Below are 25,275 nucleotides of genomic sequence, written 5' to 3'. Positions count from 1 at the left end.
GGGAGAAGAACGCGACGGCCGCGTGCCGTGAAGGGGGCGTGTACGGGCCGCCACGTCGCGGGTGCCGGGCCGACCAGGGCGACCAGGGCGATCGGGGCGAGTGACGTGAGGCGCCGGGACGGGTGGCATGAGGCGGACCGGGATGGGTGGCGTGAAGCCGACCGGGGCGGGTGACGTGAGGCGGACCGAAGCGAGTGGCGTGAGGCGCCGGGATGGGTGGCGTGAGGCCGACCGGGGTGAGTGGCGTGAGGCGGACCGGGGCGGCGCGGGTGACAGCGATATGTGCGCCGTCTGACAGCGGCGCGGGGGAGGGTGCACGGATTCACCACCATCGAGGGGGAACCAGTGCTTCACGCTTTCGAGGCCGAGGGGCTCGTCAAACGTTTCGGCAGGACCACGGCGCTCGCCGGGATCGACCTGGCCGCCCGGCCGGGCACCGTGCTCGGGGTCCTCGGGCCCAACGGGGCGGGAAAGACGACCGCCGTGCGTGTGCTGGCCACGCTGCTGAGACCGGACGAGGGCAGCGCCCGCGTCGGCGGGCTCGACGTCGTGCGGGACGCCGCCAAGGTCCGCCGGCTGATCGGGCTCACCGGCCAGTACGCCTCGGTCGACGAGGACCTCACCGGCACCGAGAACCTCGTCCTGATCGGGCAGCTGCTCGACCTGCGCAGGGCCGAGGCCGGGGTCCGCGCGGCGCGGCTGCTGGAGGAGTTCGGCCTCGCGGAGGCCGCGGGGCGCCCGGCCAAGACGTACTCGGGAGGGATGCGCCGCCGCCTCGACCTGGCCGCCAGCCTCGTCGGGCGCCCCGACGTCATCTACCTCGACGAGCCGACGACCGGGCTCGACCCGGCCAAGCGCGACGACGTGTGGAACATCGTCCGCTCCCTCGTCGCGGGCGGTGTCACCGTACTGCTCACCACGCAGTACCTGGAGGAGGCCGACGCCCTCGCCGACGACATCTCGGTCGTCGACCACGGCCGGGTCATCGCGCACGGCACCCCGGCCGAGCTGAAGCGGGTCGTGGGCGGGCAGACGATCACGGTGAGACCCGCGGACCCGGCCCGGCTCGCCGACGCGGCCGCCATCGTCGGCGCGGTCGCCGGGCGCGTCCCGGAGTCACCCGCCCGCGGCGTGCTGACCGTGCCGGTCGACGGCGACGCGGCCTTCACCGAGGTGGTGCGGCGGCTGGACCGCGAGGGCATCGGCGTGACCGAGCTCTCCCTGCGCCTGCCCAGCCTCGACGAGGTCTTCGTCACCCTGACCGGCCACCACACCACCGAGGAGAGCGCGGCATGACCCTCACCGACACCCCCGCCCGGACCCCCGCGCGCACCGCCGAACGGCCCTTCGCCCTGCTGCGGCACAGCCTCGCCCTGGCCAGGAGAAGCGTGGTCAAGACGCTCCGCACCCCGGAGCAACTCCTCGACGTGACACTCCAGCCGGTCATCTTCGTCGTGGTGTACGTCTATCTGCTCGGCGGCGCGGTGGCCGGATCCACCCATGACTACCTGCAGTTCCTGCTCCCGGCGATCCTGGTGCAGACGGTGATGTTCGCGGGGATGGCCACCGGCGTCAACCTCAACACCGACATAGACAAGGGCGTCTTCGACCGGTTCCGCAGCCTGCCGATCGGCCGCTCCGCCCCGCTGATCGGCTCGGTGCTCGGCGACCTCATCCGCTACGTGCTGGCGATCGCCGTCCTGCTCGGGTTCGGCTACCTGCTGGGCTTCCGCATCCAGACCGACCCGCTGTCGGCACTGGCCGCGTGCCTGCTCACGATCGTGTTCGCCTTCTGCGCGAGCTGGGGGTTCGTGCTGATCGGCATGCTCATGCGGAGCCCGGGGGCGGTGCAGGGCGCCTCGTTCCTCGTGCTGTTCCCGCTCACCTTCGGCACCAGCATGATCACGCCGCTGGAGACGCTGCCCGGCTGGCTGCAGGCGTGGGTGCGGATCAACCCCGTCGCGGGCATGATGGACGCGGCCCGCGGCCTGATGCTGGGCGGGCCGGTGGCGGGACCGGTCCTCAAGACGCTGCTGTGGTCGGCCGGCATCCTCGCGGTGCTCGCGCCCCTGGCCGTCCGCGCTTACCGCCGCCGCGCCTGACGGTTCGCGTTCCGGGCCCGACGGCCGGGTCTGCCGCTCGGCCGCCCGCGTCTCGTGGCCCGTGCCTGACGGCCCGCGCTGCGGACCCGGTGGCCGGGGTCTGGCGCTCGGCCGCGCCTCGCGTGGCCTGGGTCCGCCGCCGTGCCTGACGGCCCGTGGTGCGGGACCGGTGGCCGGGGTCTGTCGCCCGCTGGGCCGGGGGCGCGTGTCTCGTGGCCCGCGCCTGACGGCCCGTGCCCGTCGCCTAGTGGAGGCGTACGCGGTCGAGGGCGGCCTCGCGGTCCAGCCCGTGGCCGTGGCCGTGGCGGGCCTCGTACCCGGCGTCGCCCAGCTCCTCGCGTAACCGCAGGGCGAGCCGGGTGGCATCGGGGTGGTGGTCCGGGGCTCCGCGCAGGACCTCGGCGGCGCCGAGGGACTCCGCGGCCCCCGCAGCGTCGCCGAGGTGGGCGCGCAGGGTGGCGGAGGCGACCCCGACCCTGGCCACGACCGGCATGTCCCTCGCCTCGAGCGCCTCGACGAACGCCTGCCGTATCCGCTGCCCGGCGGTCGCGGGATCGCCCAGCTCGATCGCGAGGTACGCCATCGCGGTGAGGAAGAGGGCACGGAACTGCGGCGCGACGAACGGCATCTTTCCAAGGGCGGTCCTGGCCGCCTCGTACTGCCGCGCCGCCTCCTCCGGGTCACCCTCGTGGCGCGCCATGTCGCCCAGGCCGATCCGGGCGAACGCGACATTACGCTCGGACCAGTCGTAGGATCCCGTCTTGGTCATCTCCCACAGCTCGGCCCGTGCCCGTTCCGTGTCGCCCTGCCTCATGCGCGCCATGGCGAGCCAGACCCGCTGGTGGCCGGCGTCGTCGTGGGGGTTCAGCTCGCGCAGCAGCCGGATCGACTCCTCCAGCGCCGCCACGGCACCGTCGAAATCCCCGAAGGCCATGTTCGCCTCCGCCAGCGGGCTCAGCGCGGTCGCCAGCCCCCACCGGTCGCCGATCTCCCGGAACGCGGCGACCGCGACCGCGAGATCCTCGTGCATGCCGGCCATGTCGCCGTCGTTCTCCCGGATGAAGGCGCGGATCGACCGCAGCATCGCCCGCGTCCACGGGTCGGGGTGCGACAGGCGCCGCTCGATCGCGGCCAGGCCCGCCTCGGTGTCGTCGGTGAAGAGCGCCAGGGCGGGTTCGAGGAGCGCGAGCAGCGGGTGCCCGGCGTTGTCCGCGGTCGCGCGGGAGATCTCCTCCAGCTGCTCGAGGCCGTCCTCCAGCTTGGCGTAGCCGCCGGTGGTGGCCCGGTTGAGCAGGTACAGGGCCGACACGACCCCCCGCGCCACCTCCGGTGACTCGCCGGGGACGTCGAGCGCGAGGCGCAGCCATCCGATGGACTCCGCGCCGCTGCCGATGATCGTCCAGAAGACGCTCATGGCGGCGGCGAGCCGCATCGCGGTGTCGGCGTCCCCCGAACCGGCGGCGAAGTGGAGCGCGGCGAGGATGTTGTCCCGCTCCGCCACGAGCCTGCCGATCCAGGGCAGCTGGTCGGGACCCCTGAGGTGGGGTTCGGCCGTCTCGGCGAGCTCCAGGAAGTAGGCGGCGTGCGCCTTCCTGAGCCGGGTGACCTCTCCGGCCTCGGTCAGGCGCTCCAGCGCGTACTCCCTGATCGTCTCCAGCATGCGGTAGCGGGGCCCCTCGGCGAACTGCAACAGGGACTTGTCCAGAAGGGCCGCGAGCCGGTCCAGGACCAGCTCCTGCCGCGCCCGCGCCCTCTCGGCGCCGGGTCCGGAAGCGGTGCCGGGCTTCGAGGCGGTCCCGAGTCCGGGAGGGATACCGGACTCCGGAGTGGTGCCGGACTTGGAGGCGATGTCGCCTCCGGCGGCGGTCCCGAGTCCGGGAGCGGCACCGGGCCCTGGAGTGGTGCCGGGCTTGGAGGCGGTGCCGGGCTCCGGGAGGGTGCCGGGTTCGGAGGTGGTACCGGATCCCGGGGCGGTGTCTGGCTCCGGGGCGGTGCCGGGTTTGAGAACGGTGCCGGGTTCCGGAGCCGTGCCGGGTTTCGGGGTGGCGGCCGGTCGCGGGGCCGTGGATCCAGGTCCGGCGGACGGCTCCGGGGGAGCGCACACCCGTTCGGCGGCCTCGGGGGTGACGCCCGCGGGGAACACCGCGAGCCGCTCCGCGAACCGGCGCTCCTCGTCGTCGAGCAGGTCCCAGCTCCAGGCGACGACCGCGCGCAGCGTCCTGTGCCGGGGCAGCGCGGCCCTGCTCCCCCCGGTGAGCAGGCGGAAGCGGTCGTCCAGCCGTGCGGCGAGCTGCTCGACGGTGAGGGAACGCAGCCGGGCCGCGGCGAGCTCGATCGCGAGCGGCAGCCCGTCCAGCCTCCGGCAGATCTCCGTCACCAGGTCCACGTTGCCGTCGGTGACGGCGAACCCCGGGCGTACGGCGGCCACCCGGTCGGCGAAGAGCCGCACCGCGGAGCCGGTCAGAGCCTCCTCGGCCGTGGCGCCCGGCTCGGGCAGGCCGAGCGGGGGCACCGGGCACAGGGCCTCCCCGGCGATCCCGAGCGGCTCCCTGCTCGTGGCGAGGATCCGCAGCCCCGGGCAGCGCCCCAGGAGATCGTCGGCCAGGCGCGCGGCGGCGTCGACCAGGTGCTCGCAGTTGTCGAGCACCACCAGCGTCTCGGCGGACGACAGCAGCTCCGCCAGGCGGGCCGTCGTGTCGGGCGCCCCGGCCCGCGCGTCGGCCGGAACCGGGGCCGGGAAGCCGAGCGCCCCGAGCACGGCCTGCGCCACGTCGGCGGGGTCGGTCACGGGCGCGAGCTCCACCAGCCACGCCCCGCCGGGCATCCGGCCGGAGACCTCGGCGGCGACGGTCGTCGCGATCCGCGTCTTGCCCACGCCCCCGGGGCCGACCAGCGTGACCAGCCGCCCCTCGCCCAGCCGCGCGCCGATCATCCCGATCTCCGCGGTCCGGCCGACGAAGGTGGTCAGCGCGGCCCTCAGGTTGCCGCGCGCGCCGGTACGGGCCGGTGGCGCCTCGTTACGGGCGGCGCGCAGGGCCGGGTCGGCGCGGAGCACGGCGAGGTGGATCTCCCGCAGCTCGGGCCCCGGGTCGGCCCCCAGCTCCTCGGCGAGCCCCCGCCGGAACTCCTCGTACGCGGCCAGCGCCTCCGCCTGGCGCCCGGCGGCGTACAGGGCCCTGACCCGCAGGCCGTGCAGCCGCTCCCGCAGCGGGTGGCGGGCCGTGAGCTCCTGGAGCCCGGCCACCAGCGCAGAGTGCCGGCCGAGGCCCAGCTCCGCCTCCACCCGGTCCTCGGTCGCGGCGAGCCGGGCCTCCTCCAGCCCGGCCGCGTACGCCACGGCGAACGGGGCCGTGGCGACCTCGCCCAGGGCGGGTCCCCGCCAGAGCCCGAGTGCATCGCCCAGCAGGCGCGTGGCGGCCAGCGCGTCTCCGTTCCCCAGGGCCCGCCGTCCCTCGCGCGCCAGCCGCTCGAACCGGTGGGCGTCGACGGCGTCCGGCGGCACGTCGAGCAGGTAGCCCCCGTGGTCGGAGCGCAGCGCCGACGCGTCGGGCAGGATCCGGCGCAGCCGGGACACCAGCGACTGGACCGCGTTCGCCGGATCCCCGGGCCTGTCGCCGGGCCAGAGCGCGTCCGACAGCTCCTCGACCGTGACGACGCGCCCGGCAGCGAGGGCCAGCCTGACCAGCAGCACGCGAAGCCGCGTTCCCCCGATCTCGACGATCTCACCGGCGGCCACGACCCGTAGCGGCCCCAGAATGCTCACGCGCACCCAGCCACTCTGCCACCTGCCCGGCATATCCGGGCACGGGGAACGCGCCTACCCCCTCAGCCAGGCTGCCGTGACGCCGTGGAGGGCCGGGTGGCCGGGCGGACGTCCAGCTCGGCCAGCAGCCCGGCCATGCGGGCGGCGCGGAGCGGGTCGACGGGCAGGACGTGGCCGGTCCACCAGCGGGCGATCTCCGGGGTCGGCCCCGGGGGAACCAGGTCCAGGTAGTCGTCCAGCGGAGGATCGTAGATGAAACCGGGCACCACGCCCCTGCTCTCCAGCCGGGCGACGACCTCGTCGCGGTCCTCGACCAGCAGGGGCACCCGCAGCAGCGGCTGCGGCGCCGCGTCGCGGACGCCCTCGGCCGCCCACGGCAGGGTGCGCAGCAGCTCGACCCCGGCCACCCGGCGCTCCCGCTCGCGGTCGATCACCCGGAACCGGGAGCGGTGGTAGCCGCGCAGCAGCGGGCCCTGGCGCATCCGCCAGTCGTCGAGGTCGATCCGCAGCCAGTGGTCCATCGCGCGCGGGTCGACCGGATCGGCGGCGACGATCGCGCGCAGCTCCTCCTCGCGGGGCGGGCAGCGGTGGCCGGTCCACCGCACGAGCCCGAGCGCCTTGAGGGCGTGCCACATCGGCCTGACCAGCCCGGTCCGGTAGATCGTCTCGCGCAGCACCGGCCGCAGCGTGCCGAGCAGCTGGGCCCGTGCCCCTCCGGGGAGCAGCAGCTCGTCCCTGGCCCGCGCCAGCTCGGGCAGCGCGGCCGGGTCCTCCGCGGTGAGGAACCCGCCGGACATCGCCCGCCCGTGCTTGGCGAGGCTGAACACCCCGGCGGTGCCGAACGTGCCCGCCGGGCGGCCGTCCACGATCGTCTGCATGGCGTGCGCCGCGTCGTCGAGAAGGAGCACGCCGCGCCGGTCGCACTCGGCCCGCAGCTCGGTCACCCGGTCGGGCTGGCCGTACAGGTGGGTGGTGACGACACCGGCGAGGCCGGTCCAGTCGACGGCGGGGACGTCGATGTTGCCGTCGCGCCAGGAGACCGGCGCCATCACCGGCTCCAGCCCGGCGGCCAGCACGACGAACAGCACCGTCTCGCAGTTGGTCGGGGAGATCAGCACCCTGTCGCCGCGCCTGAACCAGTGGCGCAGCGCCAGCAGCAGGCCGAACCTGGCGGACGGCACGTGGAGGCACTCCTGGCCGATCCGGTCGCGCATGGCCGCCTCAAGCGCGCGACGGCCGTCGGCGCGGCCATCAGCGCGGCCATCGGTGAGGCCGTCAGCGTGGCCGTCGGTGAGGCCGTCAGCGTGGCCATCGGCGCGGTCAGCGGCACCGCTTTCGGTACCGCTGCCGGAACGACCATCGGAACGGCCGTTCGCGCGGCCGGAAACGCCAGAAGCACCGGAAACGCCGGAAGCACCGGGAATGCCGGGAACGGCGGGGCGATCGCTCATCGGGCCCTCCTTCGGGCGGCTCACCCGGTCTTCCTGCGGGTGCGCAGCCGACCGTACCGCTTCATCGCCCTGTCGGCGGCGCCGTACAGGGCCGGGCTGTCGAGGATGAACCGCCGCACCCGGCGGACCGGCTCGGTGCGCAGCCAGTGCGCCGCCGCGCCCGCCGACCGGCGCCGCACGATGCCCTCGGTGACTGGAACGGTCCGGCTGCACAGCGCGTCCTTGTACTCCGAGCCGTTGCTGATGCCCAGGTCCAGCGAGGTGACCCCGAGCTTCGCGGCGGACTCGACCATGCGCAGGTGCTGGATCAGGCCGGGGGAGTACCTGGCGTACTCGGGGTCGTACGCGGGGAACCAGCCGATCATCGTCGTGCCGGTGCGCAGCCCGAAGTGGCCCGCGACGGGCCTGCCCCCGGCGTACAGCATCGACAGCGGCCCGGCGAAGTCGCCGGTGTCGACGGCGTGCAGCCGCTCGGCCAGCTCCACGACCCACGCCTTGCCGAAGCGGTCGGGGCGGCCCATCCGCTGGTACTGGGCGGACTTCCACTCGCGCAGCAGCCGGAACTGCCCGGGGTCGCGCACCGCGAACTCGGCGGTCACCTCGCCCGCGTCGCGGCCCAGCTTCCGCTCCTTGTACAGGGTGGTCTTGAGGAACTTCGGGGAGCGCTCGCGCAGCTCGTCGAGGAAGGCGGAGTAGCCGCCGCCGAAGTCGAGGACCACGGCCTCCTGCCTGAGCGTCTCGAACGGCTGGAACCACGGCTGGCGGTCGACCATGCAGCCGAACTCCCACACGCTCAGCCCGCACGCCTTGAGCAGGGCGTCGGAGTCGAACTCCGCGCCCGGCCGGTGGACGACCCCCTGGGAGAGCGAGACCCACCAGCCCAGCGCGGCGCCCACCCCGCCGCCGTGCCGCTCGAAGGGGAAGAACCCCACCGGCCCGTCCGACTCGGTGATCACCGCCACCCGCGCCTCCGTGCTCACCTCGCCCATCGCGATCGCGAAGTCGGGGCTGAGGAAGGGGTTGTCGAGGTGCGGACTGGAACGTTGCATTCCCCGCCATGCCGCGATCTCGGACGGGCCGAGCTCTGCGGGTCGGACGACGCTGATCCTCATGCGCCGCCCCCCGCCGGGCGGGGACGACCAGCGGGGCACGCAAACCTACCGTTCACGAGGCGGTGGTCCTTTCTCGAAGCCTGGTCCCAGCGTCGGAGCGAAGGACGGGATCCAGCCGGTGCGGGCACGTGAGGTGTGCGCCACGGCATGCGGAGACCGTCCCGGAACCAGGAGGCGATCCCCCGTACCGCCGGCCGGTAATCAGTAAGCCAAATCTAGCGAGGTATGGCCCTATTCGCTTAGTTACGCGACAGGTCCGCTACGTGACAGATTCGCCAGGCGACGGATTCGCCAAGCGACGGATTCACTACGCGACACCGAAGGAGGCCGGGCCCGGGGGAACCCTGGGTGGCATCGGGGGGACCGCGGGGACGAGCCGCTCGATGACCGGCAGGGCGCGGTGGGCGTACAGCGGGTCGATCGGCAGCACGTGCCGGCCCCACCAGCGCGCCACCTCGGGCTCGGGGGAGGGGTCGGTGAACTCCGGCAGGTAGCCGTCGTACGGCGGGTCGTAGAGGTATCCGGTGGCGACCCCGTGCCGCTCCAGCTCGGCGATGGCCCCGTCGCGGCCGTAGACCAGCAGCGGGACCCGGAACAGCGGCTGGTCCAGGTGGCGGCGGACGGCCGGTGCCACGGTGGGCAGCGCGGCCAGCGCCGAGACGCCCGCGATCCGCCGCGACCGCTGCCGGGGCAGCGCGTGCAGGCGCCTCGACTGGTACCAGCGCGAGAGGTGCCCTCGCCTGGCCCGGTAGTCGTGCAGGTCGGCCTGGACCCAGGAGTCGAACGCGGGCAGCTGCTGCGGGGCGTACTCCAGCGCCCTGAGCAGCTCCGCCGGGCGAGGGGCGATGCGGTATCCGTCGCGCTCCTCCTCCATGCCGAGCGCGCGCATCGCCCGCAGGGCCGGGCGGACCATGTTCAGGCGCAGCGCGGCGTGCCGGCCCGCGGAGGTGAGCACGCTGTGGATCTCGTTCCTGAAGGCGCCCGGCTGCAGCAGCCGGTCGCGGTCGCGCTCCAGGGCGCGCAGGTCCGAGAGGTGCTCGACCGCGATCACCCCGCCGGAGCCCGCCCCCGCGTGCTTGGACAGGCTGAACACGCCGGCCACCCCGAAGGTGCCGATCGGCCTGCCGTTCACGCTCGTCTCGATCGCGTGCGCGACGTCCTCGATCAGGATCTTGCCGCCGAACGCGGCGACCCGGTCGGGCAGGCCGTACAGGTTGGTGGTGAGCACCGCGTCGACCGTGTCGAGGTCGACGCGGTCGACGTCGATGTTGCCGTCGTCGAGGGAGAGCGGGGCGATGACCGGGCGCAGCCCCGCCGCGAGCACGAGGAAGAGGATCTCGTCCGCGGACAGGGGTGACATCAGCAGCCGCTGGCCGGGACGGCACCAGTGCCGCAGGGCCAGATACAGGCCCAGGCGGTTGGAGGGCAGTGGGAGGCAGAGGCGATGTGTCCGCTTCGCCACAATGTGCTCAGGAGTCACTGGAGACCGTCTATCACGTACGACATTAAGACCGCAAACCGGGAAGCGCGTGTCGTGCTAACCAGTGCTCACCTGGGATGTTTTGCCATGATTCATCACCCTGCGCATGTTCGGGAAGATCAGCAGCGCCACCAGGAGCTGGCTGCCGAGCATGGCGTAGCCCACCGCGGCGATGCCGAAGTGGGGGAAGAGCACCGCTATTGAGGTGAGGACCAGGACGGCCATCCCGATCTGGACGAGGGCGAGCTTGCGCGCCTCGCTCTGGGCGCGCAGCATGCTGAGGCAGATCTCGATCACCGTCTGGGGGAGCACGGCGATCGCCATCAGGCGCAGCAGCGGCGAGCCCGCCTCGGCGAACCCGGGGCCGAACACGCTCAGGATCAGCGGCGCGCCGATCACGACCACCGCGATGACCGGGCCGACGATCAGGAAGGTGCGCCGCAGCGCGTTGCGCACGCTCTGCGCCAGCTGGGCGGCGTTGAAGGACCCCTCGACGGTGAGCGAGACCGCCATGTTGGCCGCGAGCAGCCCGACCATGGAGCCCAGCGTGTGGGCTATCGAGAAGTAGCCGAACGTCGGCGCGTCGTCGAGCCAGCCCGCGACGATGACCGGGACGAGGTAGAGGATCAGCAGGATGGAGAACGCGCCGGGGAAGTCTCCGGCGAGGAAGCGGCCCACCTCGCGCAGGCGCGGCGGGTTCGCGGCGCTCACCTCGGTGTTCTTGACGTGCTTGGGGATGATCACGCCGAAGATGAGCCAGCTGATCGGGACCAGCGCGATGGCCGTCGGCACGATCCACGAGACGAAGATCCCGCCGAAGACGCCGCCCTGCGGCAGCGCGTACGCCAGCGCGACGAGCAGGCCCATCTTGACCAGGCCGAACGCCAGGCTGTTGACCGGCACCCAGACGGCGTTGCGCAGCCCGGCCAGCGTCACGTCCTGGAGGGTGAAGATGGTCCACACGAGCACCGAGGCGAGGAAGAACAACCCCGGGCCGAGCCCGCCGAGGTCGGCGTAGACCGATCCCCAGATCGGCAGCGTCAGCAGGAACCCCAGCGCCGCCACCAGTCCGGCGGCCCCGGCGATCGCGTAGCCGCGCAGGACGAACTCGGCGGTGCGGCGCCCGGCCACCGGGATGAACCTGGCCAGGGCGCCCGCGAAGGCGAGCCCGGTCAGGGAGGAGAACAGCCGCATCGCGCTGATCTGTGCCTGACCCTCGCCGAACGCGGCGGCGGTGTAGAGGTGTGTCGCGAGGAACCAGTAGCCGAGGCCCAGCACGGCGGTGATCCCGGTATTGATCATCAGCGCGTAGCCCTGCAGGAACAGGGGGTTCCGCAGGTCCTTGCGCAGGCGGTCCATCAGCCCGGCCCCGCGCCCCTCGGCCGCCGCCGGGCCCGCCGCCTGGTCGCTCCCGTCGCGGGTCACGCCGCCATCGTCGGCCGGGCCGCTTGCACCGGCCTTGCCGCCCGCTGTACGGAGACCGGTGAACGCGCTCGCCGGTGGCTCGGGGCCCTCCGGCCGGGCCCCCGGCGCGGGAACGCCGCCACCGGGCCTGGCGTGCCGGCCTCGCCCGGTGCCGTGCTCACTCACCCCGGTGCTCCCGGTTCGCGGCGCTTCCGGAGACGGTGTTCCCGGAACCTCCGCGGGAGTGCCCCGGATCGCTCGGGCGGGACGGATCGGTGGCCCCGCCGGCGGGCCCCGGGGGGCACGTCGCCGGTGTTCGCGTCTCGTCACGAGACCTGCCGGTCACCGAGGGGTACATGAGAATCGGCACGTGAGTCATGATGCCCCAGTTTCACGCGAGCCGTGTCCGGCATGTATCCGGAAGTCCCTGGCAAGGCCCGATTGTGATGGAGCCTGCCCCGCTTTCGTGGGGTGGGGGCGGGCGGTGAGAGTGGTGGAGGTCACCGCGGGCGGGCCGGGGCGCGCGGAGGATCTCCGTGTACGGTTCGGGAGCTTTCGGGGGCTTCATGGTTCACCGGGGACGGCGCCTTCCCGGCCTTCCCGGCCTTCCCGGCGTCTTTATGGCTTCAGGGGTTCAGGGTCTTACGGTTTCAGGGCCTCGGTGCCTCAGGGGCCGGGGGTTCGGAGCCCCGAGAGGTGAGGAGCCGGTTCAGGACGCGGACGCCGAACTCCAGGCCCTCGACGGGGACGCGCTCGTCCACGCCGTGGAACATGCCGAAGTAGTCGAGGTCCGGGGTGAGCATCAGCGGGGCGAAGCCGTAGCCCCTGATGCCGAGCCCCGCGAAGGACTTCGCGTCCGTGCCGCCCGACATCACGTACGGCACCGGCCGCGCCGCCGGGTCCTCGGCCACCAGGGCGGCGCCGAGCCGGTCGAAGAACGGCGAGTCCATCGGGGCGGAGGGGGCGTCCTCGACGTTGACGAACTCCCGGGTCACCCGGGGGCCGAGCAGGCGGTCGATCGTCTCCAGGAACTCCTCCCGGTACCCCGGCAGGAACCGCCCGTCCACGTGGCCCTCGGCGGTGCCGGGGACCACGTTGACCTTGTAGCCGGCCTGGAGCATCGTCGGGTTCGCCGAGTTGCGGATCTGCGCGCCGAACAGGTCGCCGATCCGGCCGAGCCGCCTCGCCTCCTCGTCCAGCCGGTCGAGATCGACGCGCTCGCCGAGGACGGCCGACAGGCTCTCGATCAGCGCCGCCACACCGGGCGTCAGCCGTACCGGCCATGGGTGGGCGGCGATCCTGGACATGGCGTGGCAGAGCTCGGCGACCGCGTTGTCCACCGGAGGGCGGGAGCCGTGCGCCGCGACGCCGGTCGCGGTGAGCCGCATCCAGGCGGTGCCGCGCTCGCCCACCGCGACCGGGTAGATCCGCGCGCCCGGCGCCTCGACGCTGTAGCCGCCGGACTCGCTGATCGCGTCGGTGCAGCCGTCGAACAGCTCGCGGTGGTGGCGCACCGCGTGGCGGGCACCGTACTCGCCGGTGGCCTCCTCGTCGGCGAGGAAGGCCAGCACGACGTCACGGTCTGGCCGCACCCCGCGCCGGGCCCAGTCGCGGACCAGGGCGAGCGTCATGGCGAGGGTGCCCTTCATGTCGACCGCGCCCCGGCCCCAGACGCACCCGCCGGAGATCTCGCCGGAGAACGGGTGGATCCGCCAGTCGGCGGGCCGGGCGGGGACCACGTCGAGGTGGCCGTGGATCAGCAGGGCCTCGGGGGAGTCGCCGGGGATCCTGGCGACCACGCTGGTCCTGCGGCTGGCCGACTCGAACACCACCGGCTCGATCCCGGCCTCGGACAGCAGGGCGGCGACGTGCTCGGCCGCCGGACGCTCGCCGGGGCCGGGATTGGTGGTGTCGAACCTGATCAGGTTCGAGCAGATCTGCGCGACCTCGCTCATCGACGAAACGCCCCCCGGAGAAAAGACCCAAACATGGATCAAAGGTGCATACCCCTCCGGGTTGGAAATAGCACCTGGGGTCGTCGTGCCGAAGGTCGAAAACGGCGCCTCGGGTGGTCGTTCCGAGCACTCCCGGCCGGCTGCGACGCCGCTACCCCTCCAAGGGTCCGGGAGCTTGTCTCACTCGCTGAGCGCGGCCTCCGGCTTTTTGGTCGAGCCCTTGGCCACGCTGGGGTCGCCGGCGGCGAACGCCTCGGCGACCTTTCCTCCGATGCGCCCGCGCTCGCTCACCTCGATCCCGTGGGACTTCGCCCACGCCCGGATCTCGGCGCTCCGCTCACGGTTGCCGCCGGACCCCTTCCCCCTGCCCTTGCGGCCCAGGGAGGTGCTCGCCTTGCGGGCCGCGGACTGGAACGGTTTGAGGGCCTCGCGAAGTTTCGTGGCGTTCTTCGAGCTCAGGTCGATCTCGTAGGTGGTGCCGTCGAGACCGAACGAGACGGTCTCGTCCGCCTTCTTGCCGGTGATGTCGTCGGTGAACGTGACGACTTGCTGACGTGCCATTGTGTGACTCCTTAATCTCGGCGCCGGAGCGTGCGGTCGTGAACCGGCCGACGATGGTTCCCGCGTCTCTTCCCCGCGCGCAAAACTCTAGTCCCTCCTTTCGTCGTCGCGCTCGGGAAACCCCTGCCTGTCGGAGATCCACCCTTCGGTTAATTACTCAAGGCCGAACTCCGACGTCTCCACGTCATTGGGAAATGCTTCCCGCTCACGAGGGATTAAAAACGACGGCGGCGCCTGGGTTCCCTGGCGTCTTGTATGCCGAGATCTGTCGGTTGCCCTCGGAGGGTTTTCCGGAAGGGGGCATCGGGGCGCTTTGGAGTTTCATGACCTCCGGGTGGTTTCCGGCCTCGTCGCCCGGAAAAAAATCGACTTCCGCCACTTGGGGCCACTCCGGTCCGTCGTTCCACTGCCGTTCGTTTCCCGGACGCCGCCGCCCCTGGGCGCGGCGACCTCCCTCCCGGTCGCCGTACGCGTCCTTCGTCCCTTTTCAGCTGCTCACGGTACCTGTCGGGCCGGGGGCGTGGAGAGGGAACGGGGGGACGGGCCGGGGCCGGAAGGGGCGGGGAGGAGGGGTTCCGCGTGCGCCGTCCCGGGCGCCCGGCGACAATTCACGCACGCCGGATGTTCGTAACCGAACGCGTTCCGGGATTCTGGTGGACAAATGACTTCCCCGCGTCCGGAATGCGTGCAGCCGGTCCACGGGTTTGCCGGTGTCCGCGCCGGGTGTCTTCGAAGGTGCCCGGAGGCACGGGGCCGATCACATTGGGGTGTGGTCTCGACACTCTGAGGTAAGGCAAGACTCGCCTTGCGGAACGCCTGATTCCGGGCGTCTCGCATTGTGAGAGAGCGTGGACGGCGGGCTTCGTTTGGCCCTTGACGGTCATTGGCCCGTTCCACGGGCGGCCCGGGTCAATCAACCGGCGTTCCCCCGAATTGTTCGCGGGCGGGCCGGGGATCGGATAGGGACATTGACCGGATCCGGCGTCCCCGGGCCCTCTGCCCCCCGGGTCCCCGCTCTCGCGCCTGCGGGCCGCACATCCGCCCCGGGACCGGTCCCCGCGCCTTCGGGCCGGACACCCGGCCCGGCACCGGTCCCCGGGCCGCCCGGGTCCCGGCCATCCCCGCCCCCCCGCCCCCCGCCACCCCGGGCCCGGACGTCCCCGGCCCTCGGCCGCCGACCTCCGAAGGCCTCGGGGCCTTGAAGCCTTCGGGAAGCCTCCCGAGCCTTCGCAGCCTTCGCGGCCTTCAAAGGCTCCGGAGGCTCCGGAGGCCGGTGGTCGTACGCCGGTCGCCCGGTCGTGAGCGGATTTGTCGGTCGTGATCTCTACCGTCCGGCCCATGACAAGTGCAGTGCAGGCTTACTCCTACGCCGGTCCCTCCACGCTCTCCGACGGGCACCTGGGACTGTCGACGTCCGGAGGCCGGACGACGACGGGCTTCCTCGACCACCCCCGATTCTTCAGCGGGCTGCTCACCCAGGCCGCGCCCGCCGCGACCGGCCTGCTCGCGGTCGCCGACGTGGCACTGGCCCGCTACCACCGGCCGCAGCCGGGGTTCACCCGCGATCCGGTGGTGACCTGCGGCGGCGACCGTCTCAGGTTCGAGTCGTTCTCCGCCTGCGGTGGCGTCTACGCCCGGCTGGACGTGCTGGGCCCCGCCCTCGACGGCGAGGTCTTCGACCGGGGCACCACCAACGTGGACGTCAACAACCCGCTGCGCGAGGCGCTGGCCAGGGTCGGCGGCCGTGACCCGCTGCACGTCGGGGTCGGTCCCGACGAGCTCACCGTGACCACCCTGGACGGCGCGGTCGTGGAGAAGAAGGTGCCGCTGCCCGACCGGTGGCTGCGCGGGTTCGCGGAGGTCCAGGTGATCGCCTCCGGGTTCGACCTGCGCGCCGAGCTCGCCGGGCCGCAGGCCGTCAGGTTCCTGCGCGGCCTGCCGAAGCGGGCGACGGCCGAGGTGTGGGCGGTCCCGTCTGGCCGGGAGCTGCGGCTCTCGGAGCGGGCCGTACCGGGCGGGGTCCACCTGGCCGGGACCGGCAGGCTGGCGACGATGACGCCGCTGCTGCGCTTCGCCAAGGCCCTGCGCCTGTACGGCCCGGCGGACGGCTCGGGGTCGAGCGCCTGGGAGCTGGAGCTGCCGGGCATGCGCTACACGCTGGTGCTGTCCCCGCAGGCCTGGCGCGGTTTCTCCGGGGAGGGGGCCGTCCTGGACGACCTCTCCTCGGACGTGGTGGCCGGTGACGCCGACCTGGTCGGCATCCTGCTCGACTTCGAGCCCACCCTGGAGCTGGGCGTGCTCGCCGAGCGCTCCGGGCTCGCGCCGGAGCGGGTCCGGGCCTCGCTCACCCAGCTGGGCACGGCGGGCCGGGTCGGCTACGACCTCTTCGAGGCCGCGCACTTCCACCGCGAGCTGCCCTACGACCGCGACCACGTCGCGGCGCTCAACCCTAGGCTCGGCTCCGCCCGCTCCCTGATCGCCTCGGGCGCCGTACGGCTGACCGGCCCCGATTCGGCCGAGGTGACCACCGGCGGCGGCGTCCGCCTGGTGCGGATGGCGGAGGGGTCGTGCACCTGCCCGTGGTGGTACGACCACCTGGGCTCGCGCGGTCCCTGCAAGCACGTGCTCGCCGCCCGGATGGCCGCCGGCACCGCCGACGCCCCCGCCGGTTCCCCGGCGGCCCCGGCCTCCCTCGCCCGGGAGGACTCCCGATGACGACCTGGGACGAGGTCCGCGACCTCGTCGAGCGCGGTGGCCTCGACGCGCTCGCGGCCCGGATGGTGGAGCTCGGCGACGCGGAGCGCAGGGAGGTCGCCAGGGAACTGCCCGGTTACCTCAAGTCGGCGGGGCGCGAGGCGAGGGCCTTCGACCCGTGGGCGAGAAGGCGGAACGGGCGGGGAGAACACTTGCGGGTGGCGGGCGCGGGCTCGCTCGGCGGCGCCGCGGCCGTGGCCACCTGGCTGAACCGCCGCGAGCTCACGGTCTTCGAGTGGGAGACGCCGGGCGACACCGGCGCCCTCGTCAGGGTGATCTCCGCGCGGGAGCCCGCGTGGCAGGCCGACCTGGTCGCCCGGCTCGTGCTCCGGATCCGCACCGCGACCTCACCCGGGCTGCCGCTGGTGCTCGCCCTGCTCCGCGGTACCGGCGTTACCCCGCCCGAGCACGACCCGCTCGTGCTGGGCTGGCTCGCCACGCCGCCCCGCCTCGGCGAGCTCCGCCGGGACCCGCTCCTCGACACCCTGCTGCCGAGGATCTTCGAGGCGCAGGGCGTGGGCCGCGCCCTGCGCGAGGAGCGGAGCGACCCGCCGCGCGGCGGGACCTGGCTCAGGGCCCTGTCCGTGCTGAGCCGCGAGGGGAGGGTGAGCCGCGAGACGCTCGTGAACGGCTGCGTGAGCCGGTTCCTGCGCGGAGGGGACGCCACCGACCTGCGGTTCTTCGTCCGCCTCCACGAGCTGCTCGAACCCACGTACGAGGAGGTGGAGGTCCGTGCCCGCGACTACCTGCGCCTGCTGCCGGCCGCGCCGGGACCGGTCGCGGAGCTGGCGCTCAGGCACCTGCGCCGCCTCGGCGACCTCGACCCGGCCGACGTGACGGAGGCGCTGGAGGGCCTGCTGTTTCGCGCCGAGAGCGGGCTGGTGCGTACCGGACTGACCTGGCTCGACCAGACCCTGCGGCGGTCGCCGGAACGGGCCGACGAGCTGGCCCCGGCCCTCGCGTCCGCGTTCGGCCACGAGGCGTACGCGGTGCGGGAGCGTGCCACGCGTCTCGCGGTCAAGCACGCGGCGCACCTCACCCCGCTCGGCGCCGAGACGTTGCGCGCGGCGCTGGGCGCGCTCCCGCCGGACCTGGGGCTGCTCCTGGCGGGGGCGGTCGGCGGGGAGGCCGGGCCCGAGTGGGAGGAGCCGGAGGTCTTCGTCCCGCCGCCGCTCACCCCGCCCGATCCCGCGGGAGCCTTCCCCGAACCGCCGGGGACGATCGCCGAGCTGGTCCGCGTACGCTCGTCCCCTGACTGGCGGGAGGCCGAGCGGTGGCTCGCGGGCTTCGTCAGGTTCGCGGGGGAGGACCGCGAGGCGCTGCGCGCCGCGCTCACCGGAGGCGTCCACGAGATCCACGACCTCTACCGGAGCGAGAGCTGGTACGCGCCCCACGACTGGTTCACCGCGATCGCCGCGGAACTCGTCTCCCCGGGCGCCGACCCCGGACCGGCGGTCCATGAGGCTCCGGAGGTCTCGGGCGTCGCGGAGGGGTGGACCCTCGGGAGCGTCAGGATCGGCACGCGGGACGGCGGGGAGACGTCCCTCGGAGACCTTCTCACCGGGGCGCGCGACCACATCATGCGGTTCCTCACCGGAGGCGACGGCGGGGCGGCCGGGCCGGGGGAGCGACACGACCTTTCCCGGACCGTGTCGCCGGGAGGCCGATCCGACGCCACCGACTTCGAAGACTTCTACTCGTCGCTCCGGATCTGGAACAGGCCCGCGGGCGAGGGCGGGGAGATCGTGACGACCCCGGAGACGGGGGAAGCGATCTTCGCGGGGTCGTCCGGCCACGACGCCGTCACCGGGCACCGCGCTCCCGAGGAGATCCGGCCCGACCGGTCTGACCGGCACGGCTGGCCTGACCGGACCGCCCGGACCGCCCGGACCGACTGGCCCGATCGGCTCCCCGGAGAGGACAGCGTCTCCGCGCCGCACCGGTTCGTGCTCCGGCGGTGCGCGGAGGTGCTCGCCGCGCTCAGGACGGGCACGCTGCCGCCGGTCCTGCTCGCGACCCCGACCCGCGCCACCGGCCACCTCGATCCGGCCGTGTTCCTCACCCGCCTGGAGGCGGTCGAGGCCGCCGGGGCCGAGCCGCTGCCCGCCGACTTCCAGCAGGCGCTGCTGCGGTTGCCGGGAAGCACCGATCCCGAGACGGCCGCCCGCGCCGGGCGGCTCACCTCCGAGGCCGGGCGCCGGGCGGCGCGATGGCTGGCGGAGGGGCCGGTCGAGCCGGAGACGCGGGTCCGCTGGACGTTCACCGAGAACGGGAACGCACGCCACACCGACGAGCACGCACCGCCCCCGGACGCCCACCTGAGCCCGGCCCCCTGGGTGCGGACCGGCCCGACCGGCCTGCCCCTCGTCGACGAGCTGCTCGGCGAGGTGTCCCACCGCGACTGGGAGCAGCACGGCCGGTACATGGACTGGTGGCCGGCCGTGCTGCCCTCGCACCGCGACGTGGTCGCCGCCCGCTATCTCCCGTACCTGCTCCACTCCTACTACCGGCCCCAGGTCCAGCCGGACCACGTCGAGGCGCTCGCCGCCTGCGACGGGCCGGTCGGCGAGCCCACCGCGCTGCTGCTCGCCTTCTTCCTGGCCCAGCGGGACCCGGACCACGGGGTACGGCTGGTGCTGCGGATGGCGGCGCGGGGGGACCTGCCGGCCGAGGCGCTCGGCGCGCAGCTCGCCCTCCTCACGAACCGGGCCCGGGTGAAGCTGCCGCACGCGGTGGCCGGGCTCGGGCAGGCGGCCGGGCAGGGCGCCCACCGGGAGGTCTGGGAGGTGATCCGGGCGGCACTGCCGCACGTGCTGCCGGGGGAGGGGGAACGACCGCGCTCGGGCGCGACCGACCTCGTCACCCTGGGCGTCGAGGTGGCCCGCTGGGCCGGGGCGCGCGGGGAGATCCCCGGCCTCGCCCCGCCGTTGCGCCGCTCCTCGTCGGAGTTCGGCCGCCAGTGCCGCCGCCTGCACGACTATCTCGTACGACCCTGATCCCGCCCGCTCGGAGCGGGGACGGCGGGGCGGCGGCCGGGCGGGCGCCGTCCCGCCGCGTGCGCGGAGAACCCGGCGACGGCGAGCTTGCGGACCACCACCGTGAGCGCCGCCGTGGCGATCGCCGCCCAGGTCTGGGCCTGGGAGAGGCGCAGGAGCCCGGCCGCGAGGAGGAAGTCGAGCAGCACCGCGAGCGCGCCGCCGGGACCGCCGCCGGAGAGCAGCACGGCGAGCCCGGCGACCAGCCCCATGACCACGATCAGGGGGACGAGCGTCCGGACGAGGTCAGCCATTCCCGGCACCGGGCGGGACGCGCCCGCCGGGGTCGTCGGGTGTGCCGCGCTCACCTGGATCGTCCGATGCGCCGTGCCGCCCGCCGGAGTCGTCCGATGTGCCGTGCCCGCCGGGGGCGTCCAGCGAGCCGCGTCCGCGCGCGTCGTTCACCGTGCGTCCCTCCCGCTCGATCTCCCTGTTCAGGAAGAAGTTCAGCGCGGTGCGGATGGCCGCGATCGCCGCGAGCTGCCCGATCTGCGTGAAACTCGGCGCGATGGCCGTGCGCAGCACGTCGCTGGCCAGCTGGAACTCCAGGCCGAGGGCGAGGAAGCGTCCCAGGAACAGCCGTACCGCGATGAACCCGTCGTCGTGCCGCCGTACGGCCACCAGCACGAACCGCACGAACGCGATCGCGGCGCCGACGAAGATGACGCCCGCCCCCGCCGCCTCGACGAGGCGGACCAGCAGGTTGACGAGCTGCCGGAGGGTCTCCTCCGGTAGAAGATCGAGCATGCGCTGCTGTTACCCGGTGTCCCCCCGGCCATGCGCCCGCGATCGCGGACCCGTCCTAAAGGGGTGGAAGGGGGCGCTCAGAGGTAGAGGCCGGTGGTCTCGGGGGCGGCCGGAGTGCGGTTGAGGACGCCCTCGCGAAGGGCGAAGAGCTCGGCGAGGGTCGCGCCGGAGGGGGAGATCCCCTCGCCGCCACCGAGCCAGCGGGCGGCCTCGTCGTAGGGGAAGGCGCCGACCTCGATCTGGGCGAGGCAGCGGCCGGGGCGGGTGACGGCGGGGTGGAGGTGGGCGAGGTCCTCGTTGGTGGTGATGGCCACCAGGACGTCGCGGCCCTGGCCGAGGAGCCCGTCGGTCAGGTTGAGCAGGCGCGACAGGCCCTGACCGGTGGCCTCCTTGGCACCGGCCCTGATCAGCTCGTCGCAGTCCTCCAGCACCAGGAGCCGCCAGCGGTCGCCGCCTCCCTCGCCGTCGTGGTCGTGGTCGTGGTCGTCGGAGCCGACCGCGACCTCCATGAGGTAGCCGGGGGACTGGAACAGCTGCTCCGGGTCGAGCACGCAGTCGACCTGGCACCACGACCGCCACTCGTGGGCGAGCGTGCGCAGCAGCGTCGTCTTGCCGGTGCCCGGCGGGCCGTGCAGCAGGATCAGCCGGCCGTGCGCCTCGGAGGGGGTGACGGACATCAGCCGCGACAGCGGCTCGCTGACCGACCTGGCGTAGTTGCCGGAGATCTCCGCCCAGGGGGAGGCGGTGATCGGCTTCTCCGAGCGGCGGCTGCCCCGGGGGCTCTGCCACCAGAAGCCCATCTCGACGTGGTCGCTCTCGGGGGCGGGCTCCTCGGCGTCCTTGACGGCCTCCTCGATCACCGAGCGGGCCAGCTCCTCGTCGACCGCGGTCACGCTGACCGTGGCGGCGCGGTTGCGGTAGCGGACCACGCGCAGCGTCCAGCCCTCCCCGCACAGCAGCCGCGAGTCGCGGCCGTCCTTCTCCGAGGCCGCCCGGACGAGCCTCCCGGAGGCGGGGGCGAGGGGGGCGTCGGGGCGGACCCGCTCCAGGCTCGCGGTGCGCGACCACGGCTGGGCCCCGGTGGCGAACGGCGACAGCGCGAGCGCGTCGATCACGTCCACCGCCGCGTCGCCGTCGTCGAGCCAGATCTTCATCGGCAGCTCCACCGGGCGCGGCTCCGGCTGGAAGTCGACCTCCTTGAGTACGGACATGGCGCCAATGATCCTCGCGGGGCGCCCGCCGGTCGAAGGGTTTTAGCCCGGCGCGACCGGCACGGTCCGGGATCGGCGGGTCCGAGGTCGGTGGGCCCGAGGTCGGTGGGCCCGGGGTCGGCGGGCCCGGGGCCAGCGGGTCCGGGGCCAGCTGGTCCGGGGTCCGCGGGTCCGGGGTCGGCGGGCCCGGGACTCCGGGGCCGCCAGGCCAGGAACTCAGGACTCAGGAGCTCAGGGGGCTCAGGGGCTCAGGGACTCAAGGGCTCAAGGGAGCGGGACCGGCGCGGGAGCCTCGGTGACGGCGGAGACCGCGGGGGCTTCCGGGGCGGTGCGGAGCAGGGCGTCGACCAGGGGGCTCGGCGGGCGGGTGAGCGGGCCGGTGAGGACGAGGGCGCGTTCCAGGGACGGCCTCAGCGGGACCATGACGAGCCCGGGAGGCAGCAGGCCGCGGCCGAGGTCGGGAACCGGCGAGACGCCGATGCCCGCGGCGATCATGCCGATGAGCGTGCCGAGCTCGCGTACGTGCTGGGCGGGCGCGTAGGGGACTCCCGCCATGGAGCACAGGGCGCGGGTCTGGGGCTCGCAGCCACCCTTGGAGACCAGGAGCGGGTCCTCCACCAGCTCGGCCATCGTTATGTGCTCCTGCCCGGCCAGCGGGTGGTCGGCGCGGACCACCGCGTGGAAGGCGTCGCGGCCCACCACCACGTGCGCCGGGGGCGGGGGCACCGGGTCGACGAGGATCGCGGCGTCGACGACCCCGGTCTCCAGCCAGGGTGCCAACTCGTCGTCGTCGCCCTCGAAGACCTGCACCTCGACGCCGGGGAGCTCCGCGCGCCACGTCCGCATGAGCTGGGGCAGCAGCCCGCAGCAGACCGTGGGCGGGGCGGCGACCCGGACGGTCCCCGTGTGCTGCCCCAGGTGCGAGGAGACGACCTCGTCGATGGCGGTGACCGAGGCGAGCGCGGCCTGGGCGTGCGGCAGGATCGCCGCGCCCAGCGCGGTGGGGCGCGCGCTCCCGTGCCGCAGCACCAGCGGGGCGCCCAGGGCGCGCTCCAGGGCGGCGAGCGCGTGGGAGACCGCCGACTGGGACATGCCCAGCTCCTCCGCGGCCACGCCGAAGCCGCCGTTCGCGATCACGGCGGTGAAGACCCGGAGCTGCGCGACCGTCACACCCATGAGGACATCTCATCACACCTGGTGGGCAACTCATTGGACGCATGATCCGGGCGGTGGCGAGACTGTCCCCGTGACCCGTGCCCGTGCAGGAACCATCTCCCCGTCCCCGTCCCCGTCCCCGTCGGTGACCGGCGCCGCGCCGTCCTCCGCGGGCCGGTCCGTCCTCGCCCAGTACCTCGCCCTGGCCCTGACCTGGGGGGCCAGCTTCCTGTTCATCAAGATGGCGCTCACCGGCCTCTCGCCCGCCCAGACGGTGCTGGGGCGCCTCGCGCTGGGGGCGCTCGCCCTCAACGTGATCATGCTGGTCACCCGCCGGAGGTGGCCGCGACAGCCGGTGTTCTGGGCGCACATGGGGGTGATCGCCCTGATCCTGTGCGTGGTGCCGTTCCTGCTGTTCGCCTGGGCCGGGCAGTACATCCCCTCGGGGCTGTCCAGCATCTACAACGCCACGACGCCCCTGATGACGATGCTCGTGACCCTGGCCGCGCTGCGGCAGGAACGCCTCGGCGCGGCCGGGGTGCTCGGTCTGCTGCTCGGCGCCGCCGGTGTCGTCGTCGTGCTGGCCCCGTGGAACCTGGGCGCGGCGACCGGTCCCTGGTGGGCGCAGGCCGCCTGCCTGGGCGCGACGTTCTGCTACGGGCTCTCCTTCGCCTACACGCGGCGCTTCGTCCTGGCGTACGGCCACGACGCCCCCACGATCGCCGCTGCCCAGGTCACCGTGGCAGCCCTGGCCATGCTCGCGATGGGCCCGCTGCTGGCCACCGGCCCCGTACGCCTGGACCTCCCCGTCGTGGCGAGCATGGCCGCCCTGGGCGTCTTCGGCACGGGGCTCGCCTACGTGTGGAACACCTCGGTCATCGCCCGCTGGGGGGCGGCGACCGCCTCGACGGTGACGTACCTGACCCCGCTGGTGGGCGTCGTCCTCGGGGTGGTCGTCCTGGGCGAGACGTTGGCGTGGAACCAGCCCGTGGGGGCGGTGATCGTCGTCGTCGGCATCATGACCGGCCAGGGCGTCATCGGTTCCTGGTCAGGTCGCCGGTCTCGGTGACCAGCTCGGGGCCGGGGACGTCCTTCCAGGTGTAGGTCAGGGCCTCGCCCTTGCGCTTGAGCCACACGGTGCCGGGGACGCAACCGGTGCCGGAGCCGAGGGTGAAGGTCAGCTCGTCGGCGGTGACCTTGGCCAGGGCGATCCGCCCCTTGCAGCCGCTGCCCGGCTCCGCCCACTCGGCCCCGTCGTCGCCCTCCTTGAGCGTGACCTCGATCCGTTTCGTGCCGGAGGACAACGGGCTGCTGGAGGTGACGCCGTCGCCGGCCCACGTTCCGGCGAAGGGGGCGGGGATCTCACCTTCGCCTCCCTCCGTTTCGGAGGGCTCAGGAGTGGACGGGGCGTCGCTCCCGGACGAGGACGAGGACGGAGACGGGGACGGGGAGGACGACGGTGTCGAGGGTGACGGGGTGGAGGGGGACGGCGTCGCCCGGCCGGTGCCCCCGACGACGGTCTCGGGGGCGTTCAGCACGAACCAGCCGGCGATCCCCGCGGCCACCAGCAGGGACACCGTGACGAGGACCGCGCCGACGACGATCCCCCGGGAACCGCGACGGGGCTCCTGGGTGGTGACCGCCGACCGTCCCGGAGGGGCGGCGATCCGGCTGCCGATCCTGGCCAGGTTCTCGACGGACTCGGCGGAGGGGTCGGCCGCACCCGGGCCGAAGGCCGCGTCCGGGGCGACGAGGCCGACCATCAGCGCGCGGGCCGTCGGCCGCCGGGCGGGATCCTTGTCCAGGCAGGAGGCGATCAGCCCCGCGAACGCGGGAGGCAGGGACGACAGGTCCGGGTGGTGGTTGACGATCCGGTTCAGCACGGCCGGAACGGTGTCGGCCCCGAAGGGGGACCTGCCGCTCGCCGCGCAGAGCATGGTGGCCGCCCAGCCGAACACGTCGGAGGCGGGCGAGGCGGGAGCCCCGTTGATCTGCTCGGGGGACAGGTAGGCGGGGGTCCCGATCAGGCCGGAGGCGGTGGTGGCCGCGCTCTCCGCCCTGGCGATGCCGAAGTCGACCACCCGGGGGCCGTCGGGGCCGAGCAGCACGTTGCCGGGCTTGAAGTCGCGGTGCACCACCCCGGCGGCGTGGATGGCCGCCAGCGCGGTCGCCGTACCGACCACCAGGCGCTCCAGCTCGCCGCCGCGCAGCGGGCCCCGCTCGCGGATCCTCTCCTCCAGCGAGGGGCCGTCGACGAACTCGCTGACCACGTACGGGAGAGGGCCGTCCACGGAGGCGGTCAGCACGCGCGCCGTGCAGAAGGGGGCGACGCTCTCCAGGGCGGACAGCTCGCGGGCGAGCCGCGCCCGTGAGGCGGTGTCGCCGCGGAACAGCACCTTCACCGCCACCCGCTCGCCGCTGGGCGCGTGCGCGAGGTAGACGACGCCCTGGCCGCCCTCACCGAGTCTCCCGGCCAGCTGGAACGCGCCGAGCCTGGCCGGGTCGCCAGGGGTGAGGGGGGTCGTGACCATGGAGGCAAGGCTAT

General features: G+C 73.9%; 17 protein-coding genes. 5 read left to right on the top strand and 12 right to left on the bottom strand.

Annotation, left to right across the window (positions count from 1 at the left end; translation table 11 throughout):
* Window positions 1-345: 345 nt before the first annotated feature.
* Both ABT053_RS01295 and ABT053_RS01290 read left to right on the top strand, forming a co-directional pair.
* Window positions 346-1,296 carry an ATP-binding cassette domain-containing protein gene (locus ABT053_RS01295; RefSeq protein ID WP_350966804.1) on the top strand — a complete coding sequence of 317 codons (951 nt, stop codon included), beginning with the start codon at window positions 346-348 and terminating at the stop codon, window positions 1,294-1,296.
* Window positions 1,293-2,102, top strand: a complete 810-nt coding sequence (locus ABT053_RS01290) for an ABC transporter permease (protein WP_350966803.1) — start codon at window positions 1,293-1,295, stop codon at window positions 2,100-2,102. Before ABT053_RS01295 ends, ABT053_RS01290 begins: the two co-directional genes overlap by 4 nt.
* 244 nt (window positions 2,103-2,346) lie before the next feature.
* Here ABT053_RS01290 and ABT053_RS01285 read toward each other — a convergent pair whose 3' ends face one another.
* From ABT053_RS01285 to ABT053_RS01255, 7 genes are all read right to left on the bottom strand, one after another.
* Complete coding sequence (locus tag ABT053_RS01285; RefSeq protein WP_350966802.1) at window positions 2,347-5,871, bottom strand: AfsR/SARP family transcriptional regulator; 3,525 nt, start codon at window positions 5,869-5,871, stop codon at window positions 2,347-2,349.
* A 56-nt stretch (window positions 5,872-5,927) separates the two neighbouring features.
* Window positions 5,928-7,316, bottom strand: coding sequence for a DegT/DnrJ/EryC1/StrS family aminotransferase (locus ABT053_RS01280; RefSeq protein ID WP_350966800.1), 1,389 nt, complete (start codon window positions 7,314-7,316; stop codon window positions 5,928-5,930).
* Window positions 7,317-7,336: 20 nt separating this feature from the next.
* Window positions 7,337-8,365, bottom strand: a complete 1,029-nt coding sequence (locus tag ABT053_RS01275) for a GNAT family N-acetyltransferase (protein ID WP_350966799.1) — start codon at window positions 8,363-8,365, stop codon at window positions 7,337-7,339.
* Window positions 8,366-8,735: 370 nt separating this feature from the next.
* Window positions 8,736-9,890 (bottom strand): DegT/DnrJ/EryC1/StrS family aminotransferase, encoded by a 1,155-nt coding sequence (locus tag ABT053_RS01270; RefSeq protein WP_350966798.1) that lies wholly within the window; start codon window positions 9,888-9,890, stop codon window positions 8,736-8,738.
* Window positions 9,891-9,965: 75 nt separating this feature from the next.
* Window positions 9,966-11,333 (bottom strand): lipopolysaccharide biosynthesis protein, encoded by a 1,368-nt coding sequence (locus ABT053_RS01265; protein WP_350966797.1) that lies wholly within the window; start codon window positions 11,331-11,333, stop codon window positions 9,966-9,968.
* Window positions 11,334-11,962: 629 nt separating this feature from the next.
* Window positions 11,963-13,267: a M20/M25/M40 family metallo-hydrolase gene (locus ABT053_RS01260; RefSeq protein WP_350966796.1), complete on the bottom strand. Its 1,305-nt coding sequence runs from the start codon at window positions 13,265-13,267 to the stop codon at window positions 11,963-11,965.
* 180 nt (window positions 13,268-13,447) lie between these two features.
* Window positions 13,448-13,828 carry a histone-like nucleoid-structuring protein Lsr2 gene (locus tag ABT053_RS01255; RefSeq protein ID WP_350966795.1) on the bottom strand — a complete coding sequence of 127 codons (381 nt, stop codon included), beginning with the start codon at window positions 13,826-13,828 and terminating at the stop codon, window positions 13,448-13,450.
* A gap of 1,338 nt (window positions 13,829-15,166) precedes the next feature.
* Here ABT053_RS01255 and ABT053_RS01250 point away from each other — a divergent pair.
* Both ABT053_RS01250 and ABT053_RS01245 read left to right on the top strand, forming a co-directional pair.
* The gene (locus ABT053_RS01250) at window positions 15,167-16,543 is read left to right on the top strand and encodes an SWIM zinc finger family protein (RefSeq protein ID WP_350966794.1); all 1,377 of its coding nucleotides are present in this window, start codon (window positions 15,167-15,169) and stop codon (window positions 16,541-16,543) included.
* A complete protein-coding gene (locus ABT053_RS01245; RefSeq protein ID WP_350966793.1) occupies window positions 16,540-19,578 on the top strand; it encodes a DUF7824 domain-containing protein in 3,039 nt (1,012 codons plus the stop codon). The genes ABT053_RS01250 and ABT053_RS01245 overlap by 4 nt, the downstream gene beginning before the upstream one ends.
* On the opposite strand, the gene ABT053_RS01240 is transcribed toward ABT053_RS01245, so the two are convergent.
* From ABT053_RS01240 to ABT053_RS01225, 4 genes are all read right to left on the bottom strand, one after another.
* On the bottom strand, window positions 19,560-19,871 hold the full coding sequence (locus ABT053_RS01240; RefSeq protein WP_350966792.1) for a hypothetical protein: 312 nt from the start codon (window positions 19,869-19,871) through the stop codon (window positions 19,560-19,562). The genes ABT053_RS01245 and ABT053_RS01240 overlap by 19 nt on opposite strands.
* Complete coding sequence (locus ABT053_RS01235; RefSeq protein ID WP_350966791.1) at window positions 19,864-20,364, bottom strand: DUF1622 domain-containing protein; 501 nt, start codon at window positions 20,362-20,364, stop codon at window positions 19,864-19,866. The genes ABT053_RS01240 and ABT053_RS01235 overlap by 8 nt, the downstream gene beginning before the upstream one ends.
* A 77-nt stretch (window positions 20,365-20,441) precedes the next feature.
* The gene (locus ABT053_RS01230) at window positions 20,442-21,575 is read right to left on the bottom strand and encodes a DUF5925 domain-containing protein (RefSeq protein ID WP_350966790.1); all 1,134 of its coding nucleotides are present in this window, start codon (window positions 21,573-21,575) and stop codon (window positions 20,442-20,444) included.
* Window positions 21,576-21,839: 264 nt separating this feature from the next.
* Window positions 21,840-22,751 carry a LysR family transcriptional regulator gene (locus tag ABT053_RS01225; protein WP_350966789.1) on the bottom strand — a complete coding sequence of 304 codons (912 nt, stop codon included), beginning with the start codon at window positions 22,749-22,751 and terminating at the stop codon, window positions 21,840-21,842.
* Between the two features lie 70 nt (window positions 22,752-22,821).
* On the opposite strand from ABT053_RS01225, the gene ABT053_RS01220 reads away from it, so the two are divergent.
* Window positions 22,822-23,799: a DMT family transporter gene (locus ABT053_RS01220; protein WP_350966788.1), complete on the top strand. Its 978-nt coding sequence runs from the start codon at window positions 22,822-22,824 to the stop codon at window positions 23,797-23,799.
* Here ABT053_RS01220 and ABT053_RS01215 read toward each other — a convergent pair.
* Entirely contained in the window at window positions 23,765-25,261 is a 1,497-nt protein-coding gene (locus ABT053_RS01215; protein WP_350966787.1) for a serine/threonine-protein kinase, read from the bottom strand. The genes ABT053_RS01220 and ABT053_RS01215 overlap by 35 nt on opposite strands.
* Between the last annotated feature and the right edge of the window lie 14 nt (window positions 25,262-25,275).

Source organism: Streptosporangium sp. NPDC002524, from assembly GCF_040295985.1.
Taxonomy (GTDB): domain Bacteria; phylum Actinomycetota; class Actinomycetes; order Streptosporangiales; family Streptosporangiaceae; genus Streptosporangium.
The sequence above is the reverse complement of the archived record's forward strand: the minus strand, read 5'-3'. Positions and strand labels throughout refer to the sequence as shown.

What these genes read in the sequence shown, in the direction of transcription:
- ABT053_RS01255 (WP_350966795.1), bottom strand. Translation starts at nt 13,828, where the DNA reads ATGGCACGTCAGCAAGTCGTCACGTTCACCGACGACATCACCGGCAAG.
- ABT053_RS01290 (WP_350966803.1), top strand. Translation starts at nt 1,293, where the DNA reads ATGACCCTCACCGACACCCCCGCCCGGACCCCCGCGCGCACCGCCGAA.
- ABT053_RS01260 (WP_350966796.1), bottom strand. Translation starts at nt 13,267, where the DNA reads ATGAGCGAGGTCGCGCAGATCTGCTCGAACCTGATCAGGTTCGACACC.
- ABT053_RS01225 (WP_350966789.1), bottom strand. Translation starts at nt 22,751, where the DNA reads ATGGGTGTGACGGTCGCGCAGCTCCGGGTCTTCACCGCCGTGATCGCG.
- ABT053_RS01245 (WP_350966793.1), top strand. Translation starts at nt 16,540, where the DNA reads ATGACGACCTGGGACGAGGTCCGCGACCTCGTCGAGCGCGGTGGCCTC.
- ABT053_RS01235 (WP_350966791.1), bottom strand. Translation starts at nt 20,364, where the DNA reads ATGCTCGATCTTCTACCGGAGGAGACCCTCCGGCAGCTCGTCAACCTG.
- ABT053_RS01275 (WP_350966799.1), bottom strand. Translation starts at nt 8,365, where the DNA reads ATGCAACGTTCCAGTCCGCACCTCGACAACCCCTTCCTCAGCCCCGAC.
- ABT053_RS01215 (WP_350966787.1), bottom strand. Translation starts at nt 25,261, where the DNA reads ATGGTCACGACCCCCCTCACCCCTGGCGACCCGGCCAGGCTCGGCGCG.
- ABT053_RS01280 (WP_350966800.1), bottom strand. Translation starts at nt 7,316, where the DNA reads ATGAGCGATCGCCCCGCCGTTCCCGGCATTCCCGGTGCTTCCGGCGTT.
- ABT053_RS01250 (WP_350966794.1), top strand. Translation starts at nt 15,167, where the DNA reads ATGACAAGTGCAGTGCAGGCTTACTCCTACGCCGGTCCCTCCACGCTC.
- ABT053_RS01240 (WP_350966792.1), bottom strand. Translation starts at nt 19,871, where the DNA reads ATGGCTGACCTCGTCCGGACGCTCGTCCCCCTGATCGTGGTCATGGGG.
- ABT053_RS01230 (WP_350966790.1), bottom strand. Translation starts at nt 21,575, where the DNA reads ATGTCCGTACTCAAGGAGGTCGACTTCCAGCCGGAGCCGCGCCCGGTG.